This window comes from Brevibacterium pityocampae, from assembly GCF_039541555.1.
Classification (GTDB): Bacteria; Actinomycetota; Actinomycetes; order Actinomycetales; family Brevibacteriaceae; genus Brevibacterium; species Brevibacterium pityocampae.
In genome coordinates this window covers 1-23978 of the sequence record NZ_BAABGL010000010.1, presented here as the reverse complement: position 1 = coordinate 23978, position 23978 = coordinate 1, and the positions used below count along the sequence as shown (strand labels likewise).

Below are 23978 nucleotides of genomic sequence, written 5' to 3'. Positions count from 1 at the left end.
GACGTGCCAGCGGCGGCCGGGGACCTTGGGTCCCCGGCCGCCGTTGTCGTCCGTCCGACCTGGGCCGAGGCTGGGCCGAAAGGAGTGTGGTGCGCGTCACCTGCTGTGACCGAGGTAACAGTTGAGTAACCAAACCGGGCGCCACCCTGTCCTGGCTTGATCCAGGTCACATTCTCGTGGAGTTTAGTGTTCCATGAGTAGAACATCGATACAGGCTGACATCCTTGCGACCGAACTGTCCCCGATCGAGCAGCAGGTCGACTCGATCCTGTCCCCGTTCGTCACCGCATTCTCGAACATCATCTTCTTCCCGATCACCATCGGCGGCGTGAGCTTCCCGATCGTCGTCGCCTGGCTCATCATCGGCGCCCTGGTGTTCACGATCTACACGGGGTTCATCCAGTTCCGCGGCTTCGGCGTCGCGCTCGAGGTGGTGCGCGGCAAGTACTCCTCGAAGGACGACCCGGGTGAGGTCACCCACTTCCAGGCCCTGTCCTCGGCGCTGTCCGGCACCGTCGGCCTCGGCAACATCGCCGGCGTCGGCGCCGCGATCGCCATGGGCGGCCCCGGCGCGACCTTCTGGATGATCGTCGCCGGTCTGCTCGGCATGGCGACGAAGTTCGTCGAGTGCACACTCGGCGTCAAGTACCGCACCATCGACTCCGACGGCGTCGTCCACGGCGGTCCCTTCAAGTACCTGCCCGTCGCCTTCCGCAAGTTCTCCACCCCGGTCGCCACCGTGCTCACCGGCGTGTTCGCCATCGCCATCCTCCTCTTCGGCGTCGCCGGCGGCGGCATGTTCCAGGCCAACCAGACCTTCGCGCAGCTGAAGAACGTCACCGGCGGCAGCGAGGGCGTGCTCGGCGGCCAGTGGGCCGGCCTCATCGTCGGCATCATCATCGCCGTCCTCGTCGGCCTCGTCATCATCGGCGGCATCAAGTCGATCGGCCGGGTCACCGACAAGCTCGTCCCGGGCATGGGCATCCTCTACGTCGTGTCCTGCCTCATCGTGCTCATCGGCAACTTCGGTCACATCCCGGCGGCCTTCGGCGAGATCGTCTCCGGCGCCTTCAGCCCGCAGGGCATCGCCGGCGGCTTCCTCGGCGTCATGATCGTCGGCTTCCAGCGTGCGGCCTTCTCCAATGAGGCCGGCATCGGCTCGGCTCCGATCGCCCACTCGGCGGTGAAGACCCGTCGTCCGGTCTCCGAGGGCTTCGTCGCCCTGCTCGAGCCCTTCATCGACACCGTCGTCGTGTGTACCATGACCGCGCTGACGATCATCATCGCCGACCAGGCCTCCTACTCGCAGGCGCAGCAGGACTACGCCGCGGAGGGTGTGTCGCCCGACGGCGTCACGCTGGTCTCCGACGCGTTCACCACGATCGCCGGCTGGTGGCCCATCCTGCTCGCGATCGCCGTCACCCTGTTCGCCTTCTCCACCCTCATCACCTGGGCGTACTACGGCGAGAAGGCATGGCACTACCTGTTCGGCCGCCGCAAGGCCACGGACATCGTGTTCCGCCTCATCCTCATGGCGTTCATCATCATCGGCTGTGTCGCGACCTTCGGCCAGGTCATCAACTTCGCCGATGCCGCGCTGTTCATGTGCGCCTTCATTAACATCCTCGGCCTGTACATGCTCATGCCGGTCGTCAAGCGCGAGATGAAGAAGTACCTCGAGGACCGCAGGGCGGGCACCCTGCACGAGCTCGGTGCCGAGGACGAGCAGGAGCTCGTCGAGATCCGTCAGGAGCAGGGCAACCTGTGATCGCGCGGAAGCTCTGCCCTAGCTGAGCTGCACCTGCGGAGGCCGGAACCCCTGGGGTTCCGGCCTCCGTCGTGCGCGCACCGGATCGCCCCGCCGTCCGACTAAGCTGGGAGCATGGCAGAGCAGTCCTCCTCATCCGCAGCGCCCCATTTCGTCACCGACATGACCGGGCCCCTCCACCGGCTCGCACAGGCGCTCGGCGTCCAGCCCGAGTACCGCTCCGCCGAGGGCGAGACCGTGCAGATCCCCGACCGCACGCTCGCCGCCGTGCTCACCGCGCTCGGTGCGCGCTGCGAGACGCGTGCGCAGGTCGAGGACGGGCTCCGTGCCCTCGACGACGCGCGCTTCGCGCGGCCCCTGCCGGCGTTCGCCCACCAGTTCGCCGGAGACTCCGCGCGGATCCCGTTCACCCTGCCGGAGGGGGAGCGCTTCGGCCTGTCGCTCATGACCGAGTCCGGTACCCGCGTCCCGCTCACCGAGGTTGGGCCGGTGACGGAGACGCGCACCGTGATGACCGAGGGCGCGCCGGTGCTGCGACAGGTGCGCACGGTGGCGATCCCCGCCGACCTGCCGCTCGGCGAGCACACGATCACCCTGACGAGCGGTCACCGCGCGGACACCATGCCGTTCATCGTCGCTCCGCGCACCGTCCCCACCGTCGAGGACGTCACCGCCGCCGCGATGGCGGCATCCGACAGCCACCGTCGTCCCTGGGGGATCACCGTGCAGCTCTACTCGCTGCGCTCGCGCATCTCGTGGGGGACCGGCGATTTCGGCGACCTCCGCGACCTCATGGCGATCAGTGCCGAACAGGGCGCGGACTTCGTGCTCATCAACCCCATCCATGCGCAGGCGCCGGTGCCGCCGGTGGAGAACTCCCCGTACCTCCCGTCGAGCCGCCAGGCGATCGACCCGATCTACATCCGGATCGAGGACGTCCCCGAGGCCGCCTACATCGACACCGACCAGCGGCTGGCGATCCAGTCGCTCGCCCGGCGCTGGGGGAAGCCGGCGATCACCGCCGATCCGATCGACCGCGACCGGATCATCGCGGACAAGATCGCCGCCCTCGAGCTCCTCTACAAGGTCCCCGTGGGCGCCGCCCGTCGGGCGAAGTTCCGCCGTTTCGTCGAGCGCGCACCGCAGGGGATGCGCGACTGGGCGGTCTTCAACGCGATCTACCGCCACGCGAGCAGCGGCGGGGCGAAGGCGAAGCGCGCCGCGAAGTCCCTGCAGAAGGACAGCGCACGCTCCGGGAAGGACACGGTGCGCATCCTCGCCACCGGCGTCGCCTGGCCGCAGGAGATGACCGGTCCGCGCGCCGAGGCGGTGCGCGAGTTCGAGGCCGAGCACGCCGGGGACATCGAGTTCTGGATGTGGACGCAGTTCATCGCCGCCGAGCAGCTGCGCCGGGCCCAGCGCACCGCGCGCGAGCTCGGGATGCGGATCGGTCTCGTCACCGACCTCGCCGTCGGCGTGTCCGCGGGCGGGGCCGACTCCTGGACCCTCGACGCGTTCCTCGCCACCGATGCCACCGTCGGTGCGCCCGCCGACTTCTACAACCAGCAGGGCCAGGACTGGTCGCAGCCGCCGTGGCACCCTCGGCGTCTCGCCGACGCCGGCTACGCCCCGCTGCGCGACCTGTTCCGCACCGCCTTCACCGGTGCCGGCGGCATCCGCATCGACCACATCATGGGCCTGTTCCGACTGTGGTGGGTGCCGCGCGGCAACGCTGCCAAGGACGGCGCCTACGTCTCCTACGACTCCGAGGCGATCCTCGCCGTGCTCGCGCTCGAGGCGCACCGGGCCGGCGTGCTCGTCATCGGCGAGGACCTCGGCACCGTCGGCCCCGGGGTGCGCGAGCGGCTCACGGAGCTGGGGGTGCTCGGCACCTCGGTGCTGTGGTTCGAGCAGACCGAGTCCGGACTCACCGACCCCCGGGATTACCGCTCGCTCAGCCTGGCAACCCTCAACACCCACGACATGCATCCGACCGCCGGGTACCTCAACCTCGCCGACATCGAGCTGTCCGAGGAGCTCGGGCTGCTCGATGCCGACCCCCGCGAGGTCTACACCGGGGAGCGCAGCAACCGGCAGGACGCCCTCAAGACCATCGCGGAGGCCGGCGACCTCGAGCCGACCGACACCATGGTGGGCACGATCGACGACGTGTGGCCGGTGACGGTGGGCCTCCACGCCTACCTCGCCCGCACCTCGGCCCAGCTCGTCGGGGTCGCGCTCGCCGATGTCGTGGGGGAGACGCGGGCGCAGAACAAACCGGGCACCTCCGAGGAGTACCCCAACTGGACGCTGCCGCTCACCGACGGCACCGGCGCGCCGGTGGTGCTCGACGACCTCGACGGCGGGGACCGGCTGCCGGTCATCGCCCGGATCATGAACGCCTCCGCCCACGAGGTCGCCGCGGACCGGCCGGTGGCCCCCGCTACCATGGACGAGGAGCGGCCTGTCGGACCCGAGCCCGCAGCCGTCGCGGAGTCCGGGACGCGGCCGTCGGACGCCGCCACCACCGCACCCGACACCGAGGACGACGATGAGCGCTGAGATCCCCGCCGAGCTCGCCCGCCTGCGCGGCAGCATCGACAACGTCGACGCCGCCCTCCTCCACATCCTCGCCGAGCGCTTCAAGCTCACCGAGCGGGTGGGCGAGCTCAAGGCGCGCCACGACCTGCCCGCCGCCGACCCGGCCCGGGAGTCACGGCAGGTCGAGCGGCTGCGTCGGCTCGCCGCGGAGGCCAACCTCGACCCCGAGTTCGCGGAGAAGTTCCTCGCGTTCATCGTCGCCGAGGTGATCCGCCATCACGAGCGGATCGCCGAAGAGCACCGCGACGGGCGCTGAGACCGCCGCCGCGCCCGCTGTGCGATTTGTCCCCGGGGTCGGAACGACGGTACGATGGTGCGTCGGTGCACAAGCGCCACGGTGGGTTCTTCCTTCCAATGGGCAGCGCGGATCATGGGCAGGCGCCCGGGTCCCGTTCGGCCAAGGGAGAGCTGCCGTCACAGCAGACGTGAGCAGCCCGGAGCTGTCCGCGCAGAACACATGAGAAGAGGTTCGACATGGTCTACGCCATCGTCCGTGCCGGCGGCCATCAGGAGAAGGTCAGCGTCGGCGACATCATCACTGTCAACCGTATGAAGGCGGCCGCAGGCGACACCGTCGAGCTCGCCGCTGTTCTGCACGTGGACGGCGACACCGTCATCCATGACGCGGACAAGCTCGCCCAGGTGAAGGTCTCCGCCGAGGTCGTCGACGAGCTCCGCGGTCCGAAGATCGTGATCCAGAAGTACAAGAACAAGACCGGGTACAAGAAGCGGCAGGGCCATCGTCAGGACCTCACCCGCCTCAAGATCACCGACATCAAGTAAGACCGACACCGACTTTTCTTTCGCAGGAGAATAACCATGGCAACTAAAAAGGGAGCGAGCTCGACTCGCAACGGTCGTGACTCCAACGCCAAGCGCCTCGGAGTGAAGCGCTTCGGCGGCCAGGTCGTCAGCGCCGGTGAGATCCTCGTCCGGCAGCGCGGCACCCGTTTCCACCCCGGTCAGAACGTCGGCCGCGGCGGCGACGACACCCTCTTCGCCCTCGCGGCGGGCACCGTGGAGTTCGGTGCCAAGAGCGGCCGCAAGGTCGTCAACATCATCGCCGGCTGAGACGCCGAGCGACCGGCAGCACCGGTCGGCTCGCGGGCACGCGCCCGCTGAGCACGTTCCGCACGTGGATGGGGTGAGCCCGCTGGGCTCGCCCCATTCCCGTACCCGCACCCTCCGAACGCAAAGGACGGCCATGGCCACGGAGTTCATCGATCGCGTCACCCTGCACGTCTCCGCAGGCGACGGCGGCAACGGCTGCGCCTCGATCCGCCGGGAGAAGTTCAAGCCGCTCGGCGGCCCGGACGGTGCGAACGGGGGCGACGGCGGCGACGTGGTGCTCCTCGTCGACGACCAGACGACCACCCTGCTGCCCTACCACCGCAGCCCGCACCGCTCCGCCCCCAACGGCGGGATCGGCAAGGGCGATCTGCGCCACGGCGCCGACGGCGAGACCCTGGTGCTCCCGGTGCCGGTGGGCACCGTGGTCAAGAGCACCGCCGGCGAGGTCATCGCCGACCTCGTCGAGCCCGGCACGGAGTTCGTCGCCGCCGCCGGTGGGCGCGGGGGGCTCGGCAACGCCGCCCTCGCCTCGACCAAGCGCAAGGCCCCGGGATTCGCCCTCCTCGGCGAGCCCGGCGAGACCCGCGACCTCGTGCTCGAGCTCAAGTCCGTCGCGGACATCGCGCTCATCGGCTTCCCGTCGGCCGGGAAGTCGAGCCTCATCGCCGCGCTGTCCGCCGCCCGACCCAAGATCGCGGAGTACCCGTTCACCACGCTCGTCCCCAACCTCGGCGTCGTCGAGGCCGGGGACGTCCGCTTCACCGTCGCCGACGTCCCGGGACTCATCCCGGGCGCATCCGAGGGCCGCGGCCTGGGACTCGAGTTCCTCCGCCACGTCGAGCGCTGCGCCGCACTCGTCCACGTCATCGACATGGCGACGTGGGAGCCCGGCCGCGACCCGGTGTCCGACCTCGCGACGATCGAGGCCGAGCTCGCGCAGTACGCCGTCGACATCGCCCATGACGGCGGCGACCTGCTCCCGCTCACCGAGCGCCCCACCCTCGTCGCGCTCAACAAGATCGACATCCCCGACGGGCAGGACCTCGCCGATATCGTCCGCGCCGACCTCGAGGCCGCCGGCTACCGCGTGTTCGACGTGTCCGCCGTGTCCCACCGCGGCCTGCGCGAGCTGTCCTTCGCGATGGCCGAGCTCGTCGCCGCCGAGCGCGCCCGCCGCGAGGCCGAGCCCGCCGTGCCCGAACGGATCGTCATCCGGCCCCGGGCCGTCGACGACGCCGGCTTCCGCGTGACGGTCGAGGAGACCGCCGACGGGCCGGTGTTCCGGATCCTCGGCGACAAGCCCGAGCGCTGGATCGTGCAGACCGACTTCGCCAACGACGAGGCCGTCGGCTACCTCGGCGACCGGCTCGAGCGGCTCGGCGTCGAGGAGGAGCTGTTCAAGGCCGGTGCCGTGCCGGGCTCCACCGTGGTCATCGGGCCCGGGGCCGGTGTCGTCTTCGACTGGGACCCGACGATGGTCGGCGGGGCGGAGCTGCTCGGCCAGCGCGGGACCGACCTGCGCCTCGAGGAGACCGGGCGCGCCTCCCGCAAGGAGCGCAAGGCCGCCTTCCACGAGCGGATGGATGCCAAGGCCGAGGCGCGCGCCGAGCTCGAGGCCGAGCGCCTCGCGGAGAAGCGCGCCCGGGAGTCCGGCGCGTGACCGCTCCGGCCGGGGCGGGGGCCGATCTCGCCGCAGTGCGTACGGCGGTGTCCGGCGCCAAGCGGGTCGTTGTCAAGATCGGCTCGTCCTCGCTCACCTCCGTGGCCGGCGGGCTCGACCACGCCCACCTGCACGCGCTCACTGCGGCACTCGCCGCCCACCGCGCCGCTGGGCACGAGGTCATCCTCGTGTCCTCCGGCGCGATCGCCGCCGGGCTCGAGCCGATGGGGATCTCCCGGCGCCCCAAGGACCTCGCCACCCAGCAGGCCGCGGCGGGCGTGGGCCAGAGCCTCCTCATGGCCGCCTACACCCATGCCCTGGCCGGGCACGGGGTGGTCCCCGGCCAGGTGCTGCTCACCGCTGACGACCTCATCCGACGCTCCCACTACCGCAACGCGCAGCGCGCCGTGGACCGGCTGCTGGCGCTGGGCATCATGCCGATCGTCAACGAGAACGACACCGTCGCCACGCGGGAGATCCGGTTCGGCGACAACGACCGGCTCGCCGCGCTCGTCGCCCACCTCGCCCACGCCGACGCGCTCGTCCTGCTCTCCGACGTCGATGCTCTCTACACCGCGCCGCCCGGCACCCCCGGGGCCGTCCACGTGCCCTTCGTCGCCGGATCCGACGACCTCGCGGCGGTGGGGATCGGCGGGGTCGGCGAGGCCGGCGTCGGGACCGGCGGCATGCTCACCAAGGTCCAGGCCGCGACGATGGCCGCCGACTCCGGCATCCCCACCGTGCTGACCTCGGCCCCGCAGGTCGGTGCGGCGCTCGCCGGGGCGGACCTCGGCACGTACTTCGGGGTCACCCACCGGCGGCGCCAGACCCGCCTGCTGTGGCTCGCCCACCTCGCGGAGACCCACGGCTCCGTCCACGTCGACGCCGGGGCGGCGCGCGCGCTGCTGCGGCGCGGCACCTCGCTGCTGGCCGCCGGAGTGACCGCGGTGAGCGGCGAGTTCGAGGCAGGGGACCCTGTCGACGTGCGCGATCCGGCCGGGGACCTCATCGCGCGCGGGATGGTGAATTTCGCCTCCCACGAGCTGCCGGGCATGTTCGGGATGTCGATCGACGCACTTGGCGACAGGTTCGGCGGCGACTACCGTAAAGAGGTCATCCATCGCAACGACCTCGTCCTCACGGATGCGGTGTTCTAGGAAAGCAACACTATGACCGACATCCCCACGCCCACCCCCGACATCGACCAGAAGACCGTGCGCGGAGTCACCCGCACGGTGCGCGCGGCCAAGGCCGCCTCCTTCGCGCTCGCCGCCGCCTCCACGACGGAGAAGGACGCCGCGCTCGAGGCGATCGCCCGCATCCTCGAGGACAACACCGAGGACATCCGGGCCGCGAACGCCGAGGACATCGAGACCGCCCGGAAGAAGGACACCCCGGAGGCGATGATCGACCGGCTCACCCTCACCGACGAGCGGATCGCGGAAGTCGCCGCCGCGGTGCGCGAGGTCGTGGCGCTGCCGGACCCGGTGGGCGACGTCGTGCTCGGCCGGACCCTGCCCAACGGCATCCTGCTGCGGCAGGAGCGCGTGCCGATGGGCGTCGTCGGCGCGATCTACGAGGCCCGCCCCAACGTCACCGTCGACATCGCGGTGCTCGCACTCAAGAGCGGCAACGCGGTGGTGCTGCGCGGCGGCTCCGCGGCGCGCTCCTCGAACACCCTGCTCATCGAGCTGCTGCGCCGCGCGGTCGCCTCGACCGGGCTGCCCGCCGACGCCGTGCAGGGGATCGACGAGTACGGCCGCGACGGCGCCAAGGTACTCATGCAGGCGCGCGACCACGTCGACCTGCTCATCCCGCGCGGGGGAGCGGAGCTCATCTCCGCAGTCGTGCGCGAATCGATCGTCCCGGTCATCGAGACCGGGGTGGGCAATGTCCACATGTTCCTCGACGCGAGCGCGCCGGTCGGGATGGCCTGCGACCTCGTCATCAACTCGAAGACGCAGCGCCCGAGCGTGTGCAACGCGCTCGAGACCCTGCTCGTCCACGAGAAGGCCGCCAAGCGGGTGCTGCCCCGCTTGCTCGCCCGGCTCGACGAGGCCGGGGTCGTCGTCCACGCCGACGCCGACGTCGCGCAGTTCGCGCCCGAGGGCATGCGGACCAAGCGGGTGACACGCCGCGACTGGGCCAAGGAGTACCTCCAGCTCGAGCTCGCGGTGAAGATCGTCGCCGGGCTCGACGAGGCGATCGAGCACATCCGCGCCTACTCCTCGGGGCACACCGAGGTCATCGTGACCAACGAGCTCGACAAGGCGGAGCGGTTCGTCGCGGCGATCGATTCCGCGGCGGTCGGGATCAACGTGTCGACCCGCTTCACCGACGGCGGCGAGTTCGGGCTCGGGGCGGAGGTGGGGATCTCCACCCAGAAGCTCCACGCGCGCGGCCCCATGGGACTGGCCCAGCTCACCACCACCAAGTGGATCATGCGCGGCAGCGGGCAGGTCCGCGGCTGACACGATCCCCGTCCCACGGCACGGCGCGTGGGGCACCTGCGTACAATGCATGAGAAACTGTTGAGGACCATCACCCCGACCGCACGCGGTCGTGAGACAAGGAGCACTCCGTGACGACGTCCATCCTGCTGGCCCAGGCCGAAGAGGCCCATCACACCGTGGTGGACCTGCCGATGCACCCGATCTTCTTCGGCCTCATCGCGTTCGCGGCGCTCATGCTGCTGATGTTCATCACCATGTCGTGGAAGGGCATCTCGCACCGCCACTGATATGAGTCTCTCCTCACGCCGGGTCGGTGTCATGGGCGGCACCTTCGACCCGATCCACCATGGACACCTGGTCGCCGCCAGCGAGGTGGCGGCCAAGTTCGCGCTCGACGAGGTCGTCTTCGTGCCTACCGGACGCCCGTATCAGAAGAGCATGCGGGAGGTGACGCCGCCTGAGCACCGCTACCTCATGACGGTCATCGCGACGGCGTCGAACCCCCGCTTCACGGTGTCGCGCGTCGACGTCGACCGGCCGGGGGACACGTACACCATCGACACCCTCCGGGATCTGCGGGCGGAGTACGGGGAGACCGCCGAGCTGTTCTTCATCACCGGAGCCGATGCCCTGGCGCAGATCATGACGTGGAAGGACCTCGACGAGCTGTTCTCGATGGCCCATTTCGTCGGTGTGACCCGACCTGGCCACGAGCTCGTCGTCGACGGACTGCCGACGGAGGGCCTGAGCCTGCTGCAGATCCCGGCTCTGGCGATCTCGTCGACGGACTGCCGGGCGCGGGTGGAGGACGATCTGCCGGTCTGGTACCTCGTGCCGGACGGCGTTGTACAGTACATCGCAAAACACGAGTTGTACAGGAGTGAGCATGGCTGAGCAGTTCATGACGCGCAGAGAACGCCGGGAGGCGGAACGGCGCGCGGCTGCTGCCGGTGCCGTACCGACGGAGTCCTCTCCCCAGCCGGGAGATCCCGCTCGGACCGAGGCCCCGACCCAGCAGCCATCGGCCCAGCAGGCGCCTCCGGCCGCCCGCGCGGAGTCTGCGTCTTCGGCGCTGACCCCGCAGTCGGAGATCCCGGCCTTCGAAGACACGCCGTTCGAGCCCGACCGGCACGAACGCGGACCGCTGGCGTCGGACCACCCCCAGCGAGAGGCCGCTCCGCGCGACGCAGCGAGTTCCGTCAACCTCCGGAACCTCCCGGGAGGCACGGGTCGGCCCGGCGTCGGCGCCGATGACATCCCGCACTTCGCCACTCGTGCCGAGCGGAAGCGCTACCTGCGCGAGCACGGGCTCGAGCCGCCCCCGGTCGACGCGGAGGACGGCCCCTCGAGCGGCGAGCAGGATGCCGAGCCCGCTCGGGAGGACGGTGAGCCGCGCAACGGCCCCGGTGCTGCTCCGGAGCACTCGTCCGCTGCGTCCGCACCCGCCGCACCCCCTGCGGCGCCGTCGCCGGCGCCTCCGCCCGCTTCTGCGGAAGAACCGGTCCCCGTACGCCCGGACGCTCCGGCCCGGGACACCGCGGGCCATGATCTCACCGCCCGTCGCCAGGCCGCGGCACGCCCGCAGATCAGCACCGCTACGGCGTCTGCCGCAGACCCGGCCGGACTCGACTTCGGCGGGCCGGACGACTCCGCGGCGAACGGCGCGGCGGCCTCCCGCGCCCGTCGCACCCCGGTGGTGCATCCGCCCACATCGCAGAGCATCCGGGTGGTGACCGGCGCGACCTCGCTCGCCCGCACCCAGGCCGCGATGGACGCCGCCCGCCGCGCCGAGCTCGAGGAGCAGTCCGGGTCCGCTGGGTCCGACTCCGGTCGAGACACCGCCGGGCCCGCTGCCCGGACCGCACCGAGCGGGTCCGCGAAGACGGGCGGAACGCAGACCGGAGCCGGAGCACGGCCCGCGACGTCGACGGACGAGGAGCCGATCGTCTCCCGGCCCGCCGCCGAGCACACCTCGGACGACGAGCAGGTGCGTCGGGCCGCGGCGCACCCGCCCACCCAGCCGATCTCCTCGGTCGACGCCGACGAGGACGGCGAGTCCGACGGACTGGTGTGGGATCTGCCCAACGCGGAGGTGGGCGAGGAGATCGAGAACCCTCCCGCGTCGCCGCTGAGCGCACGCAACGTCACCGGCCAGGACGGCGACATCCTCATCGGGGAGCGTCCTTCGAAGGTGCCCTACGTCCTGCTCGGGGTGTCTGCGGCGATCGCGCTCGTCCTCGTCGTCATCGCGCTCCTGCTGATCTTCTGATTCCCGACCCGCTCGCTCCCGCCCTCTGCACCTCGATGCCCCCGAAAGGACATGCGTGACGGCCACTCCCGCAGCCACCGCACTCGCCCGCACCGCCGCCGCAGCCGCCGCCGACAAGCTCGGGACCGACATCGTCGGCCTCGACGTCAGCGCCCAGCTCGCGCTCACCGACGTCTTCGTCATCGCCTCCGCGACCAACGAGCGCCAGGTCAAGGCCATCGTCGACGGCGTGGAGGAGGCGCTCCTCAAGGAGCACGACGTCAAGCGCGTGCGGCGTGAGAACGGCGACGGGAACTGGGTGCTCATCGACTTCGACGACATCGTCGTCCACGTGTTCACCGAGGAGGACCGGCAGTTCTACGCCCTCGAGCGGCTGTGGAGCGACTGCCCGGTCGTCGACCTCGACCTGCCTGCCGTCGCCGGTGCTGACGCCGCGGAGACCCGCGGCACCGCGGAGGCCTGAGCCGTGGTCGCCTCGCTCATCCTGCTGCGCCACGGGCAGACGGACTACAACGCCGAAGGACGATTCCAGGGTCAAGCGGACATCCCGCTCAACGAGCTCGGCCGCTCCCAGGCCCGCGCGGCCGCCGAGGCGCTCGCCGGCTCCGGCATCGACCGGATCGTGTCCTCCGACCTCGCCCGTGCCTACGAGACCGCCCAGGCCCTGGCGGCCCGGACCGGCGCTGGGCTCGAGGCGGACCCGCTGCTCCGCGAGATCTCCGTCGGGGAATGGCAGGGTCGCACCCGGTCGGAGATCGCGGAGATCTGGCCCGACCAGCTCGCCGCCTGGCAGTCCGGCGTGGACATGCGCCCCCCGGGCGGGGAGAGCCGCAGGGAGTCCTCGGCCCGCGTCGTCGCAGCGATCCGCGAGATCGTCGCCGGCGCCGGAGCGGAGGAGACGCTCGCCGTCGTCGCCCACGGCGCTGTGCTCCGCGGGGCCGCCGAGGAGCTCCTCGGCCTGGGCCGCGAGGGCGCCGGGTACCTCGGCGTCATGGCGAACTGCGGCTACGGCGTGCTCACCCCGCGCCGCGACACCTGGGTGCTGCGCTCCTGGGGCGCGAGCTCCGACCCCGCCGCCATCGCCTGATCCGGCGCCGGATCAGCGTCGCGTCCGCTCGGCGTGGAGGGAGCGGGCGAGGTCGAGGAGCACCTCGGCGGACGATTCCCAGGAGAACTCTGCGGCCCTGACCTGCGCCGCCTGGGCGCGGGCGGCCCACACCTCGGGCACGGACAGCGCGGAGACGGCGTGCGCGATGTCGGCGGGATCGTGCGGGTCGAAGAACTCCGCGACCCCGTCGGCGAGCTCCCGGAAGATCGGCAGCTCGCTCACCGCGACGGGCACCCCGCGCGCCATCGCCTCGACGACGGGGAGCCCGAAGCCCTCGTCGAGCGAGGCCGTGACGAGCGCAGTCGCCGAATCGAGGAGCGCGGCATACTCCTCGTCGCTCGCCCCGCGGTGGAACACGACGCGCGCCCGGTCGGGGACGAGCGCCCGCAGCTCCCGCTCGCGGGCCGGGGTGATCCGGCTCGGCAGGTGGAGCGTCCAGCCCGGCAGGTGCGCGAGCGCGCGGATGAGCGCCTCGACGTTCTTGTAGGGGAGGAACGCCCCCATGTAGACGAGCGAGCGGGCGTCGTGGCCGGGCGCGCGGGCAGGCAGCTCCGGCGGGGGAGCGACGGCATTGGGCACGACGTGCACCGGCCGCGAGGTGAGCGCATGCTCGGCGACGAGCCGGGCCGTCGTGCGGCTCACCACCGCGACGGCGTCCGCGCGGTCGAGCATCAGCCGCTGCGGCCAGTACGCCCGGTGGTAGAGCCGCCACGCCCCGCGCACCACCGCCGGCAGGTCCGCCGGCGGCTGCGGGTGCGCGTAGTAGATGAGGTCGTGGAGGGTGAGGACGAGCGCGTGGTCGCGGCCCCAGGAGCCCATCACCTGCATCGTCGAGAACACGACATCGGCACCCAGGGCGTCGAGCCGCTTGGCGATGGTCAGCTCGGCCGGGGACATCGGATGGTTGAGGACGACGTACGGGGTGTCGGGCAGCAGCGCGAGCTGCGCCTCGTCGTGGATGATCGCGATGACCTCGATCTCGGTCCCGCGGGTGACCTCGAGGAGTGCGGCGAGCAGGCACGAGCCGTAGCGGGAGATCCCGTCGTGGCGATCGGTGCGGGTGAACCGGGCATCGAAGAACAGCTTCATGGTGCATCAGCCTAGAGGAGTGCGCCCATGCCTCGGCGGGCCGAGCCGATGAGCGTCCGGACCGGTTTGTCGACTCTCCGTCGGCTCTCACCATTTTGCTGAGGATCGTACAGTTTCGCTAGGATCGACAACCATGAAGTCAATGGTCGGGACCCGGATGTCCTCGTGTGCATCGCGTGGCAGGACGGGAGCCGTCGACACATGACGATCCTCGTGACCGTGGGCATCCTCGCAGCCCTCCTCGTCCTCACCCCGCTCGTCACCGCCGGGCTCGGACGCCATGCCGGGTGGGTGCTGGGAGTCGCGTATCTGGCCGCGGCCGCGGCCTTCCTGCCCGCTGTCACCGAGGTCCTCGCCGGCGGCACCGTCGAAGCCGCCTGGGAATGGGTCCCGAGCCTCGACGTCGCCCTGGCCTTCCGGGTCGACGGGATCGGCGTGGTCTTCACCCTCATCGCCCTCGTCATCGGCGCGTTCGTGCTCTTCTACTCGACGGCCTACCTGTCGCCGGGCCCGAACCTCAGCTTCTACTGGCTCATGGCGACCTTCACCTTCGCGATGGTCGTGCTCGTCCTCACCGACGACCTGCTCGTGCTCTTCATCGCGTGGGAGGTCACCTCGCTCGCGTCGTTCATGCTCATCGCCCGCTCGGGCGCCGCCGCCCACCCGGCGTCGCTGCGCACGATGTTCATCACCTTCATCGGCGGTCTCGGCCTGCTCGTGGCGATCGGCTTCATCATCGCCCGCACCGGCACGACCTCGATCCACGCCGCGCTCACCGACGAGGTGTGGGGCGCCGATCCGGCATTCACCACGACGGTCGCACTGCTCGTCGCGCTCGCCGCGATGACGAAGTCCGCGCAGTTCCCGTTCCACTCCTGGCTGCCCGACGCGATGGCCGCCGCCACTCCGGTGAGCGCCTATCTCCACGCCGCGGCGGTCGTCAAGGCCGGCATCTTCCTCCTCATCCGGTTCAGCCCGGCCTTCCACTCCACCCCGGCCTGGAACGCGGTGCTCATCGTCGCCGGACTCATCACCACCGCGATCGGCGGCTGGTTCGCCCTCAACCAGGTCGACCTCAAGAAGCTCATGGCCTACTCGACGGTGAGCCAGCTCGGCCTCATCGTCGCCGCGATCGGCGTCGGCACCGAGCTCGCGCTCTCTGCCGCCGTGCTCCACGTCATCGCCCATGCCCTGTTCAAGTCCGGCCTGTTCATGATGGTCGGCGTCGTCGACCACATCGGCCACACCCGCGACTTCGGGAAGATTCCGCAGCTCTTCCGCGTGTCCCCGCTCGCCTTCGTCGTCACGATCATCGGCACCGCCTCGATGGCCGGCATCCCGCCGCTGCTCGGCTTCGCCTCGAAGGAGACCGTGTTCATGGGACTCGGCGAGGCGCCGGGTGCGGCGTGGACCGGCTGGGCCGCGCTCATCGCCGCGGCCGCGGCCTCCGTGCTCACCTTCGCCTACTGCGCCAAGGTCGTGTTCGGCGCGTTCGTCGACGGTCCGGCCCCGGACCGGGAGCGGCTCGGACGCACCGACGGCGTCATGCTCACCTTCGCAGCGCTGCCGATCCTCGCCTCTGTGCCGCTGGCCTTCATGCTCCCGACGGTCGAGCGCCTCGTCGTCCCCGCGGCCGCTGCCGCACTGCCCGGCACCGACCCCCACCCGCACCTCGCGCTGTGGCACGGGATCTCCCCGGAGCTCATCGCCTCGATCCTCATCATCGCCGCCGGCATCGCCATCATCCTCGCCCGCCGCACGGTGTTCCCGTTCTTCATGCGTGCCCGCCTGCCGTTCGACGGCGCCGATGTCATCAGCGGCATCACCCGCGGCCTCGAGTCCGCCGGCCGCGGCGCCAGCGGACTCGTCGCCCCGGTCCGCGCCGCGCCGCACGTGCGCGCGATCCTCGGACTGCTCTCCCTCGTGATCTTCGGCGGCACCCTGGCGATCGCGCTCGGCCCCGGTCTGCCGCCGGTGCAGCCGAACCTGTCGCGCCCGATCGACCTCGTCCTCCTCGTCCTCATCGGCTTCTCCGTGCTCGCCGTGTGCTTCGCGCGCTCGCGGATGACCGCGACGGTCGCGCTGTCGGCCGTCGGCATCCTTGCGACCGTGCAGATCATGGCGCTCGGCGCCCCCGACGTCACACTCACCCAGCTGCTCGTCGAGGCGATGACGATCATCGTCATCATGCTCGTCCTGCAGAAGCTCCCGCGCACCTTCTGGCGGTACCGCAAGCGCACGCAGACCCGGCGCGGGATCTTCGCCGTGTTCGTCGGCGTCGCCGTCGGCACCGCGGTGTGGGTGATGACCGGTCGCCGGGAGCGCTCCGAGATCGCGCTCTACTACCTCCACGAGGCCCCGGAGATCAGCGGCGGCTCGAACATCGTCAACACGATCCTCGTGGAGTTCCGTGCACTCGATACGCTCGGCGAGCTCACCGTGCTCGGGATGGCCGGGATCGCGATCGTCGCGGTGCTGTCCTCGGTCCGCGACAAGTTCATCGACCCGCACGCCGCGGACATCCCCGAGGTGCCGCGCACCCCGTGGCTCAGCCTGCGACCGCGCGGCTCGGTCGCCCATCGCGCCGTCATGGTCGCCTGGCCCAACGTCATCCCGATGCAGCTCATGGTGCGCGTCCTCGGCCCGATCCTCGCGATCGCCTCCGCGCTGATCTTCTGGCGCGGCCACAACGAGCCCGGCGGCGGCTTCATCGCCGCGCTCGTCGGCTCCGCGATCGTCGGCCTGCTCTACATGTCGACCTCGAAGGACCGCGCGATCGGTCCGCCGCGCGCCCCGCTCATCCTCATCGGCGGCGGCGTCATGGTCGCCGTCCTCACCGGGTTCGTCGGCCTGATCTTCGCCGGCTCCTTCCTCGAACCGATCCACGGGTACATCTTCGGCGAGCACTTCACCACCTCGCTGCTGTTCGACGTCGGCGTGTACATGGCCGTGGTAGGACTCATCCTCGTGTCCTTCAACCTGCTCGGCACCTCGGACTCGGCGTTCACCCCGGCCGGCGACGACGTCCTCACCGACGGGCAGATGCAGCGCGACGTCGACGCGCTGCCGTTCGAGGGCACGCGCGAGCGCGCGGACGAGATGATGTACGGCGAGCTCCACGGCCCGCTCGACGCGACCCGCGGCGAGCGCCCGCAGGCCGGTGCGCTCGTCAAGCCCCAGCGGAGGAGCCGGCTCGGCGTGCGGTCGAAGCACATGTCCACCGGCGAGCAGCACCAGGAGCGTGGCGAATGATCCTCGCAGTGACCGTCGGAATCCTCGTCGCCGGAGGCGTCTACCTGCTGCTGCAGCGCTCCATGGTGCGCGCGGTGTTCGGACTCACGCTGATCTCCCACGCGGCGAACTTCGCGCTGCTCGCCTCCGGGGTGACAGCATGGCGCGGCGAGCCGCTCGAAGGGCGCACCGACCCCTCGATCGCCGCGGACCCGCTGCCCCAGGCGTTCGTGCTCACCGCGATCGTCATCACGCTCGCGATCACGATCTTCATGCTCGCGATGGCCGTGCTCGGCCACGACGACGACCAGCACACGCCGCCGAACACGGGGGAGGCCCGCGAACAGTGAACTCCGCTCTCCTCCTGCTCATCATCGCGATCCCGCTCGGCGCCTCGGCGCTGTCGACGATCGTCCGCTCCCGGCTCCTCGACCGGATCCTCCTCATCGGCATCCCCGCCCTCATCACGGCGGCGGGCCTGTACCTGCTCGCGGTGCACACCCGGGAGCCGGTGATCGCGCATTCCGTGGGCGGCTTCGTGGACGGACTGGCGATCCCGTTCGTGTCCGACACCTTCGCCGCACTGCTGCTCACCGTCACCTCGATCGCCGCGCTCGTGTGCTCGTGGTTCCTCATCGCCACCGGCGAGGACCAGTACCGATTCATGCCCGCGCTCATCCTCATGATGCTCACCGGCGTGTACGGCGCGATCCTCACCGGTGATCTCTTCAACCTCTTCGTCTTCGTCGAGGTCATGGTGCTGCCGTCCTACGCACTCATCGCGGTGACCGGCACCTGGCGGCGGCTCGGGGTGGGCCGGATGTTCGTCATGGTCAACCTCCTGACCTCGACGATCCTGCTCATCGGCGTCGGCTTCGTCTACGGCTCGCTCGGCACGGTCAACCTCGCGCTCATCGCGGAGATGGAGGAGATCCCACCGGCCGGGCAGCTCGCGATCGGCGTCGTGCTCACCGCGCTGTTCGTCAAGGCCGGTGCCGCGCCGGTGCACGGCTGGCTCGTCCGCAGCTACCCGAACACCTCCGCCGGCATGATGGCGCTGTTCTCCGGTCTCCACACCAAGGTCGCGCTCTATGCGATCTACCGGGTCTACTCCTCGGTGTTCGTCGAGCCCCCGGTCTGGTCGTGGGTCGTCGCGGTCATCGTCGTCGTCACCATCCTGCTGGCGGTGCTCTCCGCGTTCGGCGAGATCCGCGTGCGCAACGTGCTCGCCTTCCAGATGGTGTCCGGCGTCGGCCACATCCTCATCGGCGTCGTCCTCATGAGTGCCGCCGCGCTGTCCGCCGGCACCTTCTACCTCACCCACCACATCATCACCATGGCGGGACTGCTGCTGACCATGGGTGCCGTCGAGCAGACCTACGGCACGGGCGCGTTCAAGAAGCTCTCCGGGGTAGCCGGGCGCGAGAAATGGGCGACCGTGCTCATGGTGGTCGGCCTGTTCTCCCTCATCGGCCTGCCCCCGACCTCCGGCGTGTGGGGCAAGATCGGGCTCATCCGGGCCTCGGCGGCGGACGAGTCCGTGCTCGGCCCCGTGCTCATCGGCGCAGTGATCCTCGGGTCGCTCATCAGCATCCTCGCCCTCCAGCGGCTGTGGGCGAACTCCTTCTGGGGGGAGCCGATGACGCACTACCACCCGGACTCGCTGAGCACCGGGCGCGCCGCGCTCACCGAGCTGCCGGACTCCGTGCGGATCCGCACGCGGCTGCTCCTGCCGGGCACGGTGATGATCGCGCTGTCCGTCGGTCTGTTCCTGTTCCCTGATCTGCTGTTCGCGGTGACCGAGCGGGCCGCGGAGGACCTCCTGCACACGGTCCCCTACATCGAGGCGGTGCGCACACGATGATGAATCCGTTCCGGGCGATCGGCTACAGCCTGTGGATCGGCAAGGAGATCGTCACCGGCACCGTCGATGTCCTCACGGGGATCTTCAAGGCCGGGGAGTACGGTCGGCCGATGATCGTCGAGCTCCCGCTGCGCTGCGAGACGGACGTCGAGATCACCCTCATGGCCTCCTCGATCACCATCACTCCGGGCACGCTCGTCGTCGCCTCGGCAGCGGCGGACGAGCGGTCGCGTGCGACGCTCTTCGTCCATGCGCTGTTCGGGGAGTCCGAGGCGGACGTGCTCGAGGGCCTGTACGAGATGGAGGACCGGCTGCTGCACATGACGCGCGGACGGAAGCCCGAGCCGATCAGCAGGGGGGCCGCCGTCCAGAGGCCGAGCGGTGACGCCGGCTCGCCGGGAGAATCCGGGACGACCGGTGAAGCCGGATCGACGGAGAGGAGTGCCCAGTGACCATCGTGCTGTGGATCTGCATCGGCCTGCTCGCGCTGGCGATCGTGGTGGGCCTCTCCCGGGTGCTCACCGCCAAGGACATGGGCTCGCGGGCGATCGTCGGCGACCTCGTGTACTTCTCCGCGATCGGCATCCTCACCTTCATCGCGATGCTCGTCGACCTCTCGATCGTGCTCGACGTGATCTTCCTGTCGTCGATGCTCGGCATCCTCGCCACCGTGGCCCTGTCCCGCATCCAGACGAGGGGGCACCGCTGATGATCCCGGACACGCTCGCCATCACCCTCGTCGGGGTCTTCGGGATCACCGGCAGCGCCATCGTGCTCCTCTGTGCGGTCGCGATGTTCCGCGCGAACGATGCGCTGTCGCGGATCAACGTGTTCTCACCGGCGACGGGACTGGCGATGCCGCTCATCCTGCTCGCCGCCTACATCTACACGCTGTGGCACGACGGTTTCAGCCTCACCCGCCTCTTCATGGCGGTCGCCGGCTTCCTCGCGCTCATCGTCGTGTCCTCGGTCGCGTCGAACGTGCTCTCGCGCTCGACCTTCGCCGGGGGTGCTCCGGTGTGGCGTCATACCTCGCCCAACCGCCTGTCCGAGGCGCCCGGGGACGAGGACGCCGGCCTCACCGAGTACGAGTCGACCCTCGCCGACTTCGATATCGACGACTCCGAGCACTGAGAGGCGCCCTGCGGGCCCGGGCACCCTCCTGGCACCCGCCCGGCGCCCTGCTGGCACCCTGGCGGCGTCGCACTGACCGCCGATGCGAGAGTTTCTGCCCGCGGCGACCGAATCGTCGCTGATCAGGGTTCCCTGGGCGGAGATTCAGATGCTCTCCGGAGAAACCCCTGCATTCACCGGTGGTGGCGCACGGCTGCGCGTGCGCCGTCCGGGCGTCAGGGCTGGAGGCGGTGCGTGGTCCAGGCAGCGCCGGATTCCGTGCGCGAGTACTCGAGCCGCCGGTGGAGGCGGTCGGGGCTGCCGTGCCAGAACTCGATCCGCTCGGGTACGAGGACGAAGGCATGCCAGTGCTCGGGACGGGGGATCGGCGCCGCGGACTCCTCGAGCTCCCGCGCGGCCGTGGAGAGCGCGGACTCCTCGGTGAGCTCGGCGCTCTGGTAGGAGTGCGAGGAGGTGGCGCGGGCGCCTCGGGGGCGGTCCTCCCAGATCGCGTCGGAGACGGCGTCGGGGAGCGCGCGCACCACTCCCTCGACGGTGATCTGCTGGAGCGTCTCGCGCCAGTAGAAGTTGAGCGCTGCGTGCGGGTTCGCCGCGAGGTGGGCGCCCTTGCGGCTGCGCGCGGTGAAGCTCAGCTCCGGCCCGTCGTCGCCGATCCCCTTGAGGAGCACCGTGCGCAGGGCGACCCGCCCATCTGCTGCAGCGGTGGCGAGGGCGGCGGCGTGCGGCTCGCGCACATCGCGGTCCTCTGCGTCGCCGATCCACTGTCGGAGCAGGGCGAGCGGGTCCGCGGGCGGGGAGTCGAACTCCGGCAGATGCAGCGTCGCATCGCCGCTGAGCGTGCGCGGTTCCTTCATGCTCGCAGTGTAGACGACCGACTGCCGGCGGTCAGCGGGTGCCGGTGGCGCAGCGTGCGGTGTTCACGCGGGGTCTGCCGGATGTTCGTGCTCAGCGCACCAGGCGGACCTCGGCAAGGTCCTCGAGGTCGTCCTCCACCCGGTGCGCGCCGTCCCGGGCGAACCCGTTGCGGGCGTAGAAGCGCCGGGCGCGGGGATTCTCCTCAGCGACCCACAGGGAAGCCGGCGCATCGCCGATCGCCGAGTCGAGCAGCGCCTGGCCTGCTCCGGTGCCGTGGTGAGCGGCGAGGACGTAGAGCGTGAACAGCTCCAGCGGGCGCACCGGCGGGGTGTCCCGGGACGGCCCGTGGATCGCGAAACCCACCGGGCGCCCGTCGACCCGGGCGACGCGGATCCGCTCTGCGGCATCAGGGTGGGAGAGCGAGGAGCGCCACATGTCCTCCCGCTTCCGCAGGGCCTCATCGCCGAAGAACCGGGCGGGCAGGAGAGAGCTGTAGGTCTCCCGCCAGGCCTGCACGTGGATCCGGGCGAGGTCCGCCCAGTCGGAGGGACGCGGCTGTGCCACGGTGAACGGGGTCGGATCCTCCATGGAGGCACCCTATCCGGGTGCGGAGCCGCGGTCAGCGACCGGGGTGCCGGTCGGCGAAGTCCTCGAGGAGCCGGGCCGTGGGTTCGGGCCGTTCGTAGTGGACGAGGTGCCCGACGCCGTCGAACACATGCGAGCGGGCATCGGGCAGCGCGTCGACGAAGGCGCGGGTGGGAGCGGGCGGTGCGATCGAATCGGCGCCCCCGGAGATCACGAGCACGGGCATGGTGAGGGCTGGGGCCGCCTCGGCGGCGGTGTGGGACACGGACATGTCGAACGCCTGGGCGAGGGAATCCCGGTCGCTGTACGTCGAGAAGTACCGGCGGTGCTGATCGTGGATGTAGCGGCGCAGACCGGGGTCCCGGGTGGTCGCCATGACCTCGCTCATCCCGCGCACGATGAGCGGGTGCCCGAGCACGGCATCGCCGGCCCGCTCCGGCAGCCGGGCGGAGAGCGCGTAGTAGACGCGGGCGAGGTGCGAGGCGAGGCGCGACGGCCCCTCGAGCGCGGGCGAGGTGATCGGGTTGATGAGTGCGAGCGCGTCGAGCGGATGGTTCTGCCGAGCGAGGCGGTCGGCGAGGTGGGCGACGAGGATCGAGCCGAAGGAGTGACCGACGACGAGCGGCCGGGTGCCGAACCGCTGTTCGACTACGCCGAGGAGCCCGTCGAGGAAGCCGACGTAGGAGCCGAGGGTGAGTCCGCCGGGCAGGGGAGCGGTCGCCCCGAAGCCGGGGAGGTCGGGGACGACGACCGGGCGGCGGCGGACGTGGTGGGCGATGAGGTCCATGCCGTGGTGATCGCCGCGGAAGCCGTGGACGAGGAGCAGCGGGCGGGCCGCCGTGACCGGATCCGTCGGCGCGGAGGCGCGTGCCGGGTGTTCCCAGACCGCGGTCGGGTGGACGCCGCCGGGCACCGGCACGTTGAGGTCCACCCGGGAGGAATCGATCCAGCTCATAGGGGCCAGCCTAGCGAGCGCGACCGGGTGCTCGGTGGGCGCCGGGCTGTGTGGACCGGGCCGTCCGGCGGTCGTCGATGAAGGTTCTGCGGCGGCGGCCTCGCCGATTTTGCAAACGGTCCGGGACTGAGTACTATGGTTCGAGTCGCCCGGAGTTCCGGGAGGCACCTTTCGGGGGTATGGCGCAGTTGGTAGCGCGTCTCCATGGCATGGAGAAGGTCAGGGGTTCGAATCCCCTTACCTCCACCAGAAGGTCGTTGTTCAAACCAGCGACATCACCGGTTTGAGTTCTAGACTCCGCCGTCCGTCCTTGTTGACGGACGGCGAGGGTCTGGACGTCGGGGTTGAGGAACACGGTGAACGGGACGCCGGGTTCGCCGTGGATGGAGTCTTCGTCTTGGACGATGAGCTTGTCGAAGAAGGCTTGGTTGGCGATCCGTCGTAGTGAGTCGTCGATGCTCATGTAGATGGCGTGCATGTCGCCTGCGAGGGCGAGGCAGTCGTCCAGGTGGGCTTTCGCTTGGTCGTACTCGATGTCGCCGGCCTTGATCTGCGCATCGAGGAACACGAGCCGTCGGGCGATGCGACGCTGCTCGGAGCCGAGCAGGTCGAGGGGCACGGCTCCGGCGTAGTGGGCCTGCATGAGCTTGGTGCGCTCATCGCGGAGCGCGTCGCGTTCGATCTTGTACGCCTGGCTCTCCTGCTTGGCGACGGCGTGGAGCCGGTCGAACTCGCCGGTGACCAGCTCACGGAGCGCGGTCACGACGTGTTCGGCTATCTGCACCTGTCGGTAGTGGTCCTCGACGGCGGCTTCGATGTCGGGCACGAACATGGACTTGCGCTCGCAGTTGGTGCGCTTCGCGTGCCGGCCGGAGCACATGAAGTACGGGTAGACGACCCCGCGGCGGCTCCTGGCGTTGGTCAGCGTCAGCCGGGACCCGCACTCCCCGCAGTACAGGCTTCCCTTGAGGTAGTGGTCGTGGGATTGAGTCTTCTCTCCAGATGTCTGATGCGCGTTCAGAACGGCCTGAACTCGGTACCAGACCTCGGGCGCGACCAGGGGTTCGTGGATGCCGTCGTAGCTGGCGCCGCGGAACCGGACGCTGCCCTTGTAGTAGGGGTTGGTGAGCATTTTGTGGATCGTAGACAGCACCGGCGGCTTGGAGGGCCGCTTCGGGGTGGGCACGGTCGTCAGACCCCGGTCGATCAGCTCCTCACGCAGGCTGATCGTGGAGTGGTTACCGGTGGCGTAGTGAATCGTCCTTGGTTTGATTGAGGGTAAGCCAAACATCCTGAAAGGACATCGATTCTCTGATGGCCCCGTCGAAATACCCC

At 70.4% G+C, this 23978-nt stretch carries 23 protein-coding genes, 1 tRNA gene and 1 pseudogene; 20 read left to right on the top strand and 5 right to left on the bottom strand.

Features of this window, described 5'->3' with window-relative positions:
- The first annotated feature begins 193 nt into the window (after window positions 1–193).
- The 13 genes from ABD883_RS08290 (at window position 194) to ABD883_RS08230 (ending at window position 12909) form a co-directional block, all read left to right on the top strand.
- Window positions 194–1768: an alanine/glycine:cation symporter family protein gene (locus ABD883_RS08290; RefSeq protein ID WP_295688697.1), complete on the top strand. Its 1575-nt coding sequence runs from the start codon at window positions 194–196 to the stop codon at window positions 1766–1768.
- Window positions 1769–1882: 114 nt separating this feature from the next.
- Window positions 1883–4330 carry a 4-alpha-glucanotransferase gene (gene malQ / locus ABD883_RS08285; RefSeq protein WP_295688696.1) on the top strand — a complete coding sequence of 816 codons (2448 nt, stop codon included), beginning with the start codon at window positions 1883–1885 and terminating at the stop codon, window positions 4328–4330.
- Window positions 4320–4625, top strand: a complete 306-nt coding sequence (locus ABD883_RS08280) for a chorismate mutase (protein ID WP_137319465.1) — start codon at window positions 4320–4322, stop codon at window positions 4623–4625. The genes malQ and ABD883_RS08280 overlap by 11 nt, the downstream gene beginning before the upstream one ends.
- Before the next feature lie 218 nt (window positions 4626–4843).
- The gene (gene rplU, locus ABD883_RS08275; protein WP_295688694.1) at window positions 4844–5152 is read left to right on the top strand and encodes a 50S ribosomal protein L21; all 309 of its coding nucleotides are present in this window, start codon (window positions 4844–4846) and stop codon (window positions 5150–5152) included.
- A 36-nt stretch (window positions 5153–5188) separates the two neighbouring features.
- Entirely contained in the window at window positions 5189–5440 is a 252-nt protein-coding gene (gene rpmA / locus ABD883_RS08270) for a 50S ribosomal protein L27 (RefSeq protein ID WP_137319467.1), read from the top strand.
- Between the two features lie 133 nt (window positions 5441–5573).
- Window positions 5574–7100 carry a GTPase ObgE gene (gene obgE / locus ABD883_RS08265; RefSeq protein ID WP_295688693.1) on the top strand — a complete coding sequence of 509 codons (1527 nt, stop codon included), beginning with the start codon at window positions 5574–5576 and terminating at the stop codon, window positions 7098–7100.
- Window positions 7097–8257 carry a glutamate 5-kinase gene (gene proB / locus ABD883_RS08260; RefSeq protein WP_295688692.1) on the top strand — a complete coding sequence of 387 codons (1161 nt, stop codon included), beginning with the start codon at window positions 7097–7099 and terminating at the stop codon, window positions 8255–8257. Before obgE ends, proB begins: the two co-directional genes overlap by 4 nt.
- A 12-nt stretch (window positions 8258–8269) precedes the next feature.
- Window positions 8270–9571, top strand: a complete 1302-nt coding sequence (locus ABD883_RS08255; protein WP_137319470.1) for a glutamate-5-semialdehyde dehydrogenase — start codon at window positions 8270–8272, stop codon at window positions 9569–9571.
- Between the two features lie 110 nt (window positions 9572–9681).
- Window positions 9682–9840 (top strand): hypothetical protein, encoded by a 159-nt coding sequence (locus tag ABD883_RS08250; RefSeq protein ID WP_247619137.1) that lies wholly within the window; start codon window positions 9682–9684, stop codon window positions 9838–9840.
- A gap of 1 nt (window position 9841) precedes the next feature.
- Entirely contained in the window at window positions 9842–10447 is a 606-nt protein-coding gene (nadD, locus tag ABD883_RS08245) for a nicotinate-nucleotide adenylyltransferase (RefSeq protein WP_265808577.1), read from the top strand.
- Window positions 10440–11822: a hypothetical protein gene (locus ABD883_RS08240; protein ID WP_295688688.1), complete on the top strand. Its 1383-nt coding sequence runs from the start codon at window positions 10440–10442 to the stop codon at window positions 11820–11822. Before nadD ends, ABD883_RS08240 begins: the two co-directional genes overlap by 8 nt.
- Window positions 11823–11877: 55 nt before the next feature.
- Complete coding sequence (rsfS, locus tag ABD883_RS08235) at window positions 11878–12285, top strand: ribosome silencing factor (RefSeq protein WP_137319473.1); 408 nt, start codon at window positions 11878–11880, stop codon at window positions 12283–12285.
- A gap of 3 nt (window positions 12286–12288) precedes the next feature.
- On the top strand, window positions 12289–12909 hold the full coding sequence (locus ABD883_RS08230) for a histidine phosphatase family protein (protein ID WP_137319474.1): 621 nt from the start codon (window positions 12289–12291) through the stop codon (window positions 12907–12909).
- 12 nt (window positions 12910–12921) lie between these two features.
- On the opposite strand, the gene ABD883_RS08225 is transcribed toward ABD883_RS08230, so the two are convergent.
- A complete protein-coding gene (locus ABD883_RS08225; protein WP_295688685.1) occupies window positions 12922–14019 on the bottom strand; it encodes a glycosyltransferase family 4 protein in 1098 nt (365 codons plus the stop codon).
- 201 nt (window positions 14020–14220) lie between these two features.
- On the opposite strand from ABD883_RS08225, the gene ABD883_RS08220 reads away from it, so the two are divergent.
- Genes ABD883_RS08220 through ABD883_RS08195 form a run of 6 tightly spaced genes read left to right on the top strand, consistent with a single transcriptional unit; the run spans window position 14221 to window position 20248 of the window.
- Window positions 14221–17271 (top strand): DUF4040 family protein, encoded by a 3051-nt coding sequence (locus tag ABD883_RS08220; RefSeq protein WP_295688683.1) that lies wholly within the window; start codon window positions 14221–14223, stop codon window positions 17269–17271.
- Entirely contained in the window at window positions 17268–17600 is a 333-nt protein-coding gene (locus ABD883_RS08215) for a sodium:proton antiporter (RefSeq protein WP_137319477.1), read from the top strand. Before ABD883_RS08220 ends, ABD883_RS08215 begins: the two co-directional genes overlap by 4 nt.
- The gene (locus ABD883_RS08210; RefSeq protein WP_295688682.1) at window positions 17597–19114 is read left to right on the top strand and encodes a monovalent cation/H+ antiporter subunit D family protein; all 1518 of its coding nucleotides are present in this window, start codon (window positions 17597–17599) and stop codon (window positions 19112–19114) included. The genes ABD883_RS08215 and ABD883_RS08210 overlap by 4 nt, the downstream gene beginning before the upstream one ends.
- A complete protein-coding gene (locus ABD883_RS08205) occupies window positions 19111–19566 on the top strand; it encodes a Na+/H+ antiporter subunit E (RefSeq protein WP_295688680.1) in 456 nt (151 codons plus the stop codon). The genes ABD883_RS08210 and ABD883_RS08205 overlap by 4 nt, the downstream gene beginning before the upstream one ends.
- Window positions 19563–19823, top strand: a complete 261-nt coding sequence (locus tag ABD883_RS08200; RefSeq protein WP_265808583.1) for a hypothetical protein — start codon at window positions 19563–19565, stop codon at window positions 19821–19823. Before ABD883_RS08205 ends, ABD883_RS08200 begins: the two co-directional genes overlap by 4 nt.
- Window positions 19823–20248, top strand: a complete 426-nt coding sequence (locus ABD883_RS08195) for a cation:proton antiporter (RefSeq protein WP_137319481.1) — start codon at window positions 19823–19825, stop codon at window positions 20246–20248. Before ABD883_RS08200 ends, ABD883_RS08195 begins: the two co-directional genes overlap by 1 nt.
- A 215-nt stretch (window positions 20249–20463) precedes the next feature.
- Here ABD883_RS08195 and ABD883_RS08190 read toward each other — a convergent pair whose 3' ends face one another.
- From ABD883_RS08190 to ABD883_RS08180, 3 genes are all read right to left on the bottom strand, one after another.
- The gene (locus tag ABD883_RS08190; RefSeq protein ID WP_295688677.1) at window positions 20464–21102 is read right to left on the bottom strand and encodes a pyridoxal 5'-phosphate synthase; all 639 of its coding nucleotides are present in this window, start codon (window positions 21100–21102) and stop codon (window positions 20464–20466) included.
- A 91-nt stretch (window positions 21103–21193) separates the two neighbouring features.
- Window positions 21194–21691, bottom strand: a complete 498-nt coding sequence (locus tag ABD883_RS08185) for a GNAT family N-acetyltransferase (protein WP_247619128.1) — start codon at window positions 21689–21691, stop codon at window positions 21194–21196.
- A gap of 31 nt (window positions 21692–21722) precedes the next feature.
- The gene (locus tag ABD883_RS08180) at window positions 21723–22643 is read right to left on the bottom strand and encodes an alpha/beta fold hydrolase (protein WP_295688673.1); all 921 of its coding nucleotides are present in this window, start codon (window positions 22641–22643) and stop codon (window positions 21723–21725) included.
- A 173-nt stretch (window positions 22644–22816) separates the two neighbouring features.
- Here ABD883_RS08180 and ABD883_RS08175 point away from each other — a divergent pair.
- Window positions 22817–22892 (top strand) — tRNA-Ala (locus ABD883_RS08175).
- Between the two features lie 550 nt (window positions 22893–23442).
- Here the strand turns inward: ABD883_RS08175 and ABD883_RS13785 are convergent.
- Window positions 23443–23934, bottom strand: a pseudogene (locus tag ABD883_RS13785) (recombinase zinc beta ribbon domain-containing protein); the annotation flags it as partial.
- Window positions 23935–23978 lie beyond the last annotated feature (44 nt).

Excerpts from the sequence above, each read along its gene's own strand:
- ABD883_RS08290 (WP_295688697.1), top strand. The coding sequence starts at position 194 with ATGAGTAGAACATCGATACAGGCTGACATCCTTGCGACCGAACTGTCC.
- malQ (WP_295688696.1), top strand. The coding sequence starts at position 1,883 with ATGGCAGAGCAGTCCTCCTCATCCGCAGCGCCCCATTTCGTCACCGAC.
- ABD883_RS08280 (WP_137319465.1), top strand. The coding sequence starts at position 4,320 with ATGAGCGCTGAGATCCCCGCCGAGCTCGCCCGCCTGCGCGGCAGCATC.
- rplU (WP_295688694.1), top strand. The coding sequence starts at position 4,844 with ATGGTCTACGCCATCGTCCGTGCCGGCGGCCATCAGGAGAAGGTCAGC.
- rpmA (WP_137319467.1), top strand. The coding sequence starts at position 5,189 with ATGGCAACTAAAAAGGGAGCGAGCTCGACTCGCAACGGTCGTGACTCC.
- obgE (WP_295688693.1), top strand. The coding sequence starts at position 5,574 with ATGGCCACGGAGTTCATCGATCGCGTCACCCTGCACGTCTCCGCAGGC.
- ABD883_RS08255 (WP_137319470.1), top strand. The coding sequence starts at position 8,270 with ATGACCGACATCCCCACGCCCACCCCCGACATCGACCAGAAGACCGTG.
- nadD (WP_265808577.1), top strand. The coding sequence starts at position 9,842 with ATGAGTCTCTCCTCACGCCGGGTCGGTGTCATGGGCGGCACCTTCGAC.
- ABD883_RS08240 (WP_295688688.1), top strand. The coding sequence starts at position 10,440 with ATGGCTGAGCAGTTCATGACGCGCAGAGAACGCCGGGAGGCGGAACGG.
- ABD883_RS08225 (WP_295688685.1), bottom strand. The coding sequence starts at position 14,019 with ATGAAGCTGTTCTTCGATGCCCGGTTCACCCGCACCGATCGCCACGAC.
- ABD883_RS08220 (WP_295688683.1), top strand. The coding sequence starts at position 14,221 with ATGACGATCCTCGTGACCGTGGGCATCCTCGCAGCCCTCCTCGTCCTC.
- ABD883_RS08215 (WP_137319477.1), top strand. The coding sequence starts at position 17,268 with ATGATCCTCGCAGTGACCGTCGGAATCCTCGTCGCCGGAGGCGTCTAC.
- ABD883_RS08205 (WP_295688680.1), top strand. The coding sequence starts at position 19,111 with ATGATGAATCCGTTCCGGGCGATCGGCTACAGCCTGTGGATCGGCAAG.
- ABD883_RS08195 (WP_137319481.1), top strand. The coding sequence starts at position 19,823 with ATGATCCCGGACACGCTCGCCATCACCCTCGTCGGGGTCTTCGGGATC.
- ABD883_RS08190 (WP_295688677.1), bottom strand. The coding sequence starts at position 21,102 with ATGAAGGAACCGCGCACGCTCAGCGGCGATGCGACGCTGCATCTGCCG.
- ABD883_RS08185 (WP_247619128.1), bottom strand. The coding sequence starts at position 21,691 with ATGGAGGATCCGACCCCGTTCACCGTGGCACAGCCGCGTCCCTCCGAC.
- ABD883_RS08180 (WP_295688673.1), bottom strand. The coding sequence starts at position 22,643 with ATGAGCTGGATCGATTCCTCCCGGGTGGACCTCAACGTGCCGGTGCCC.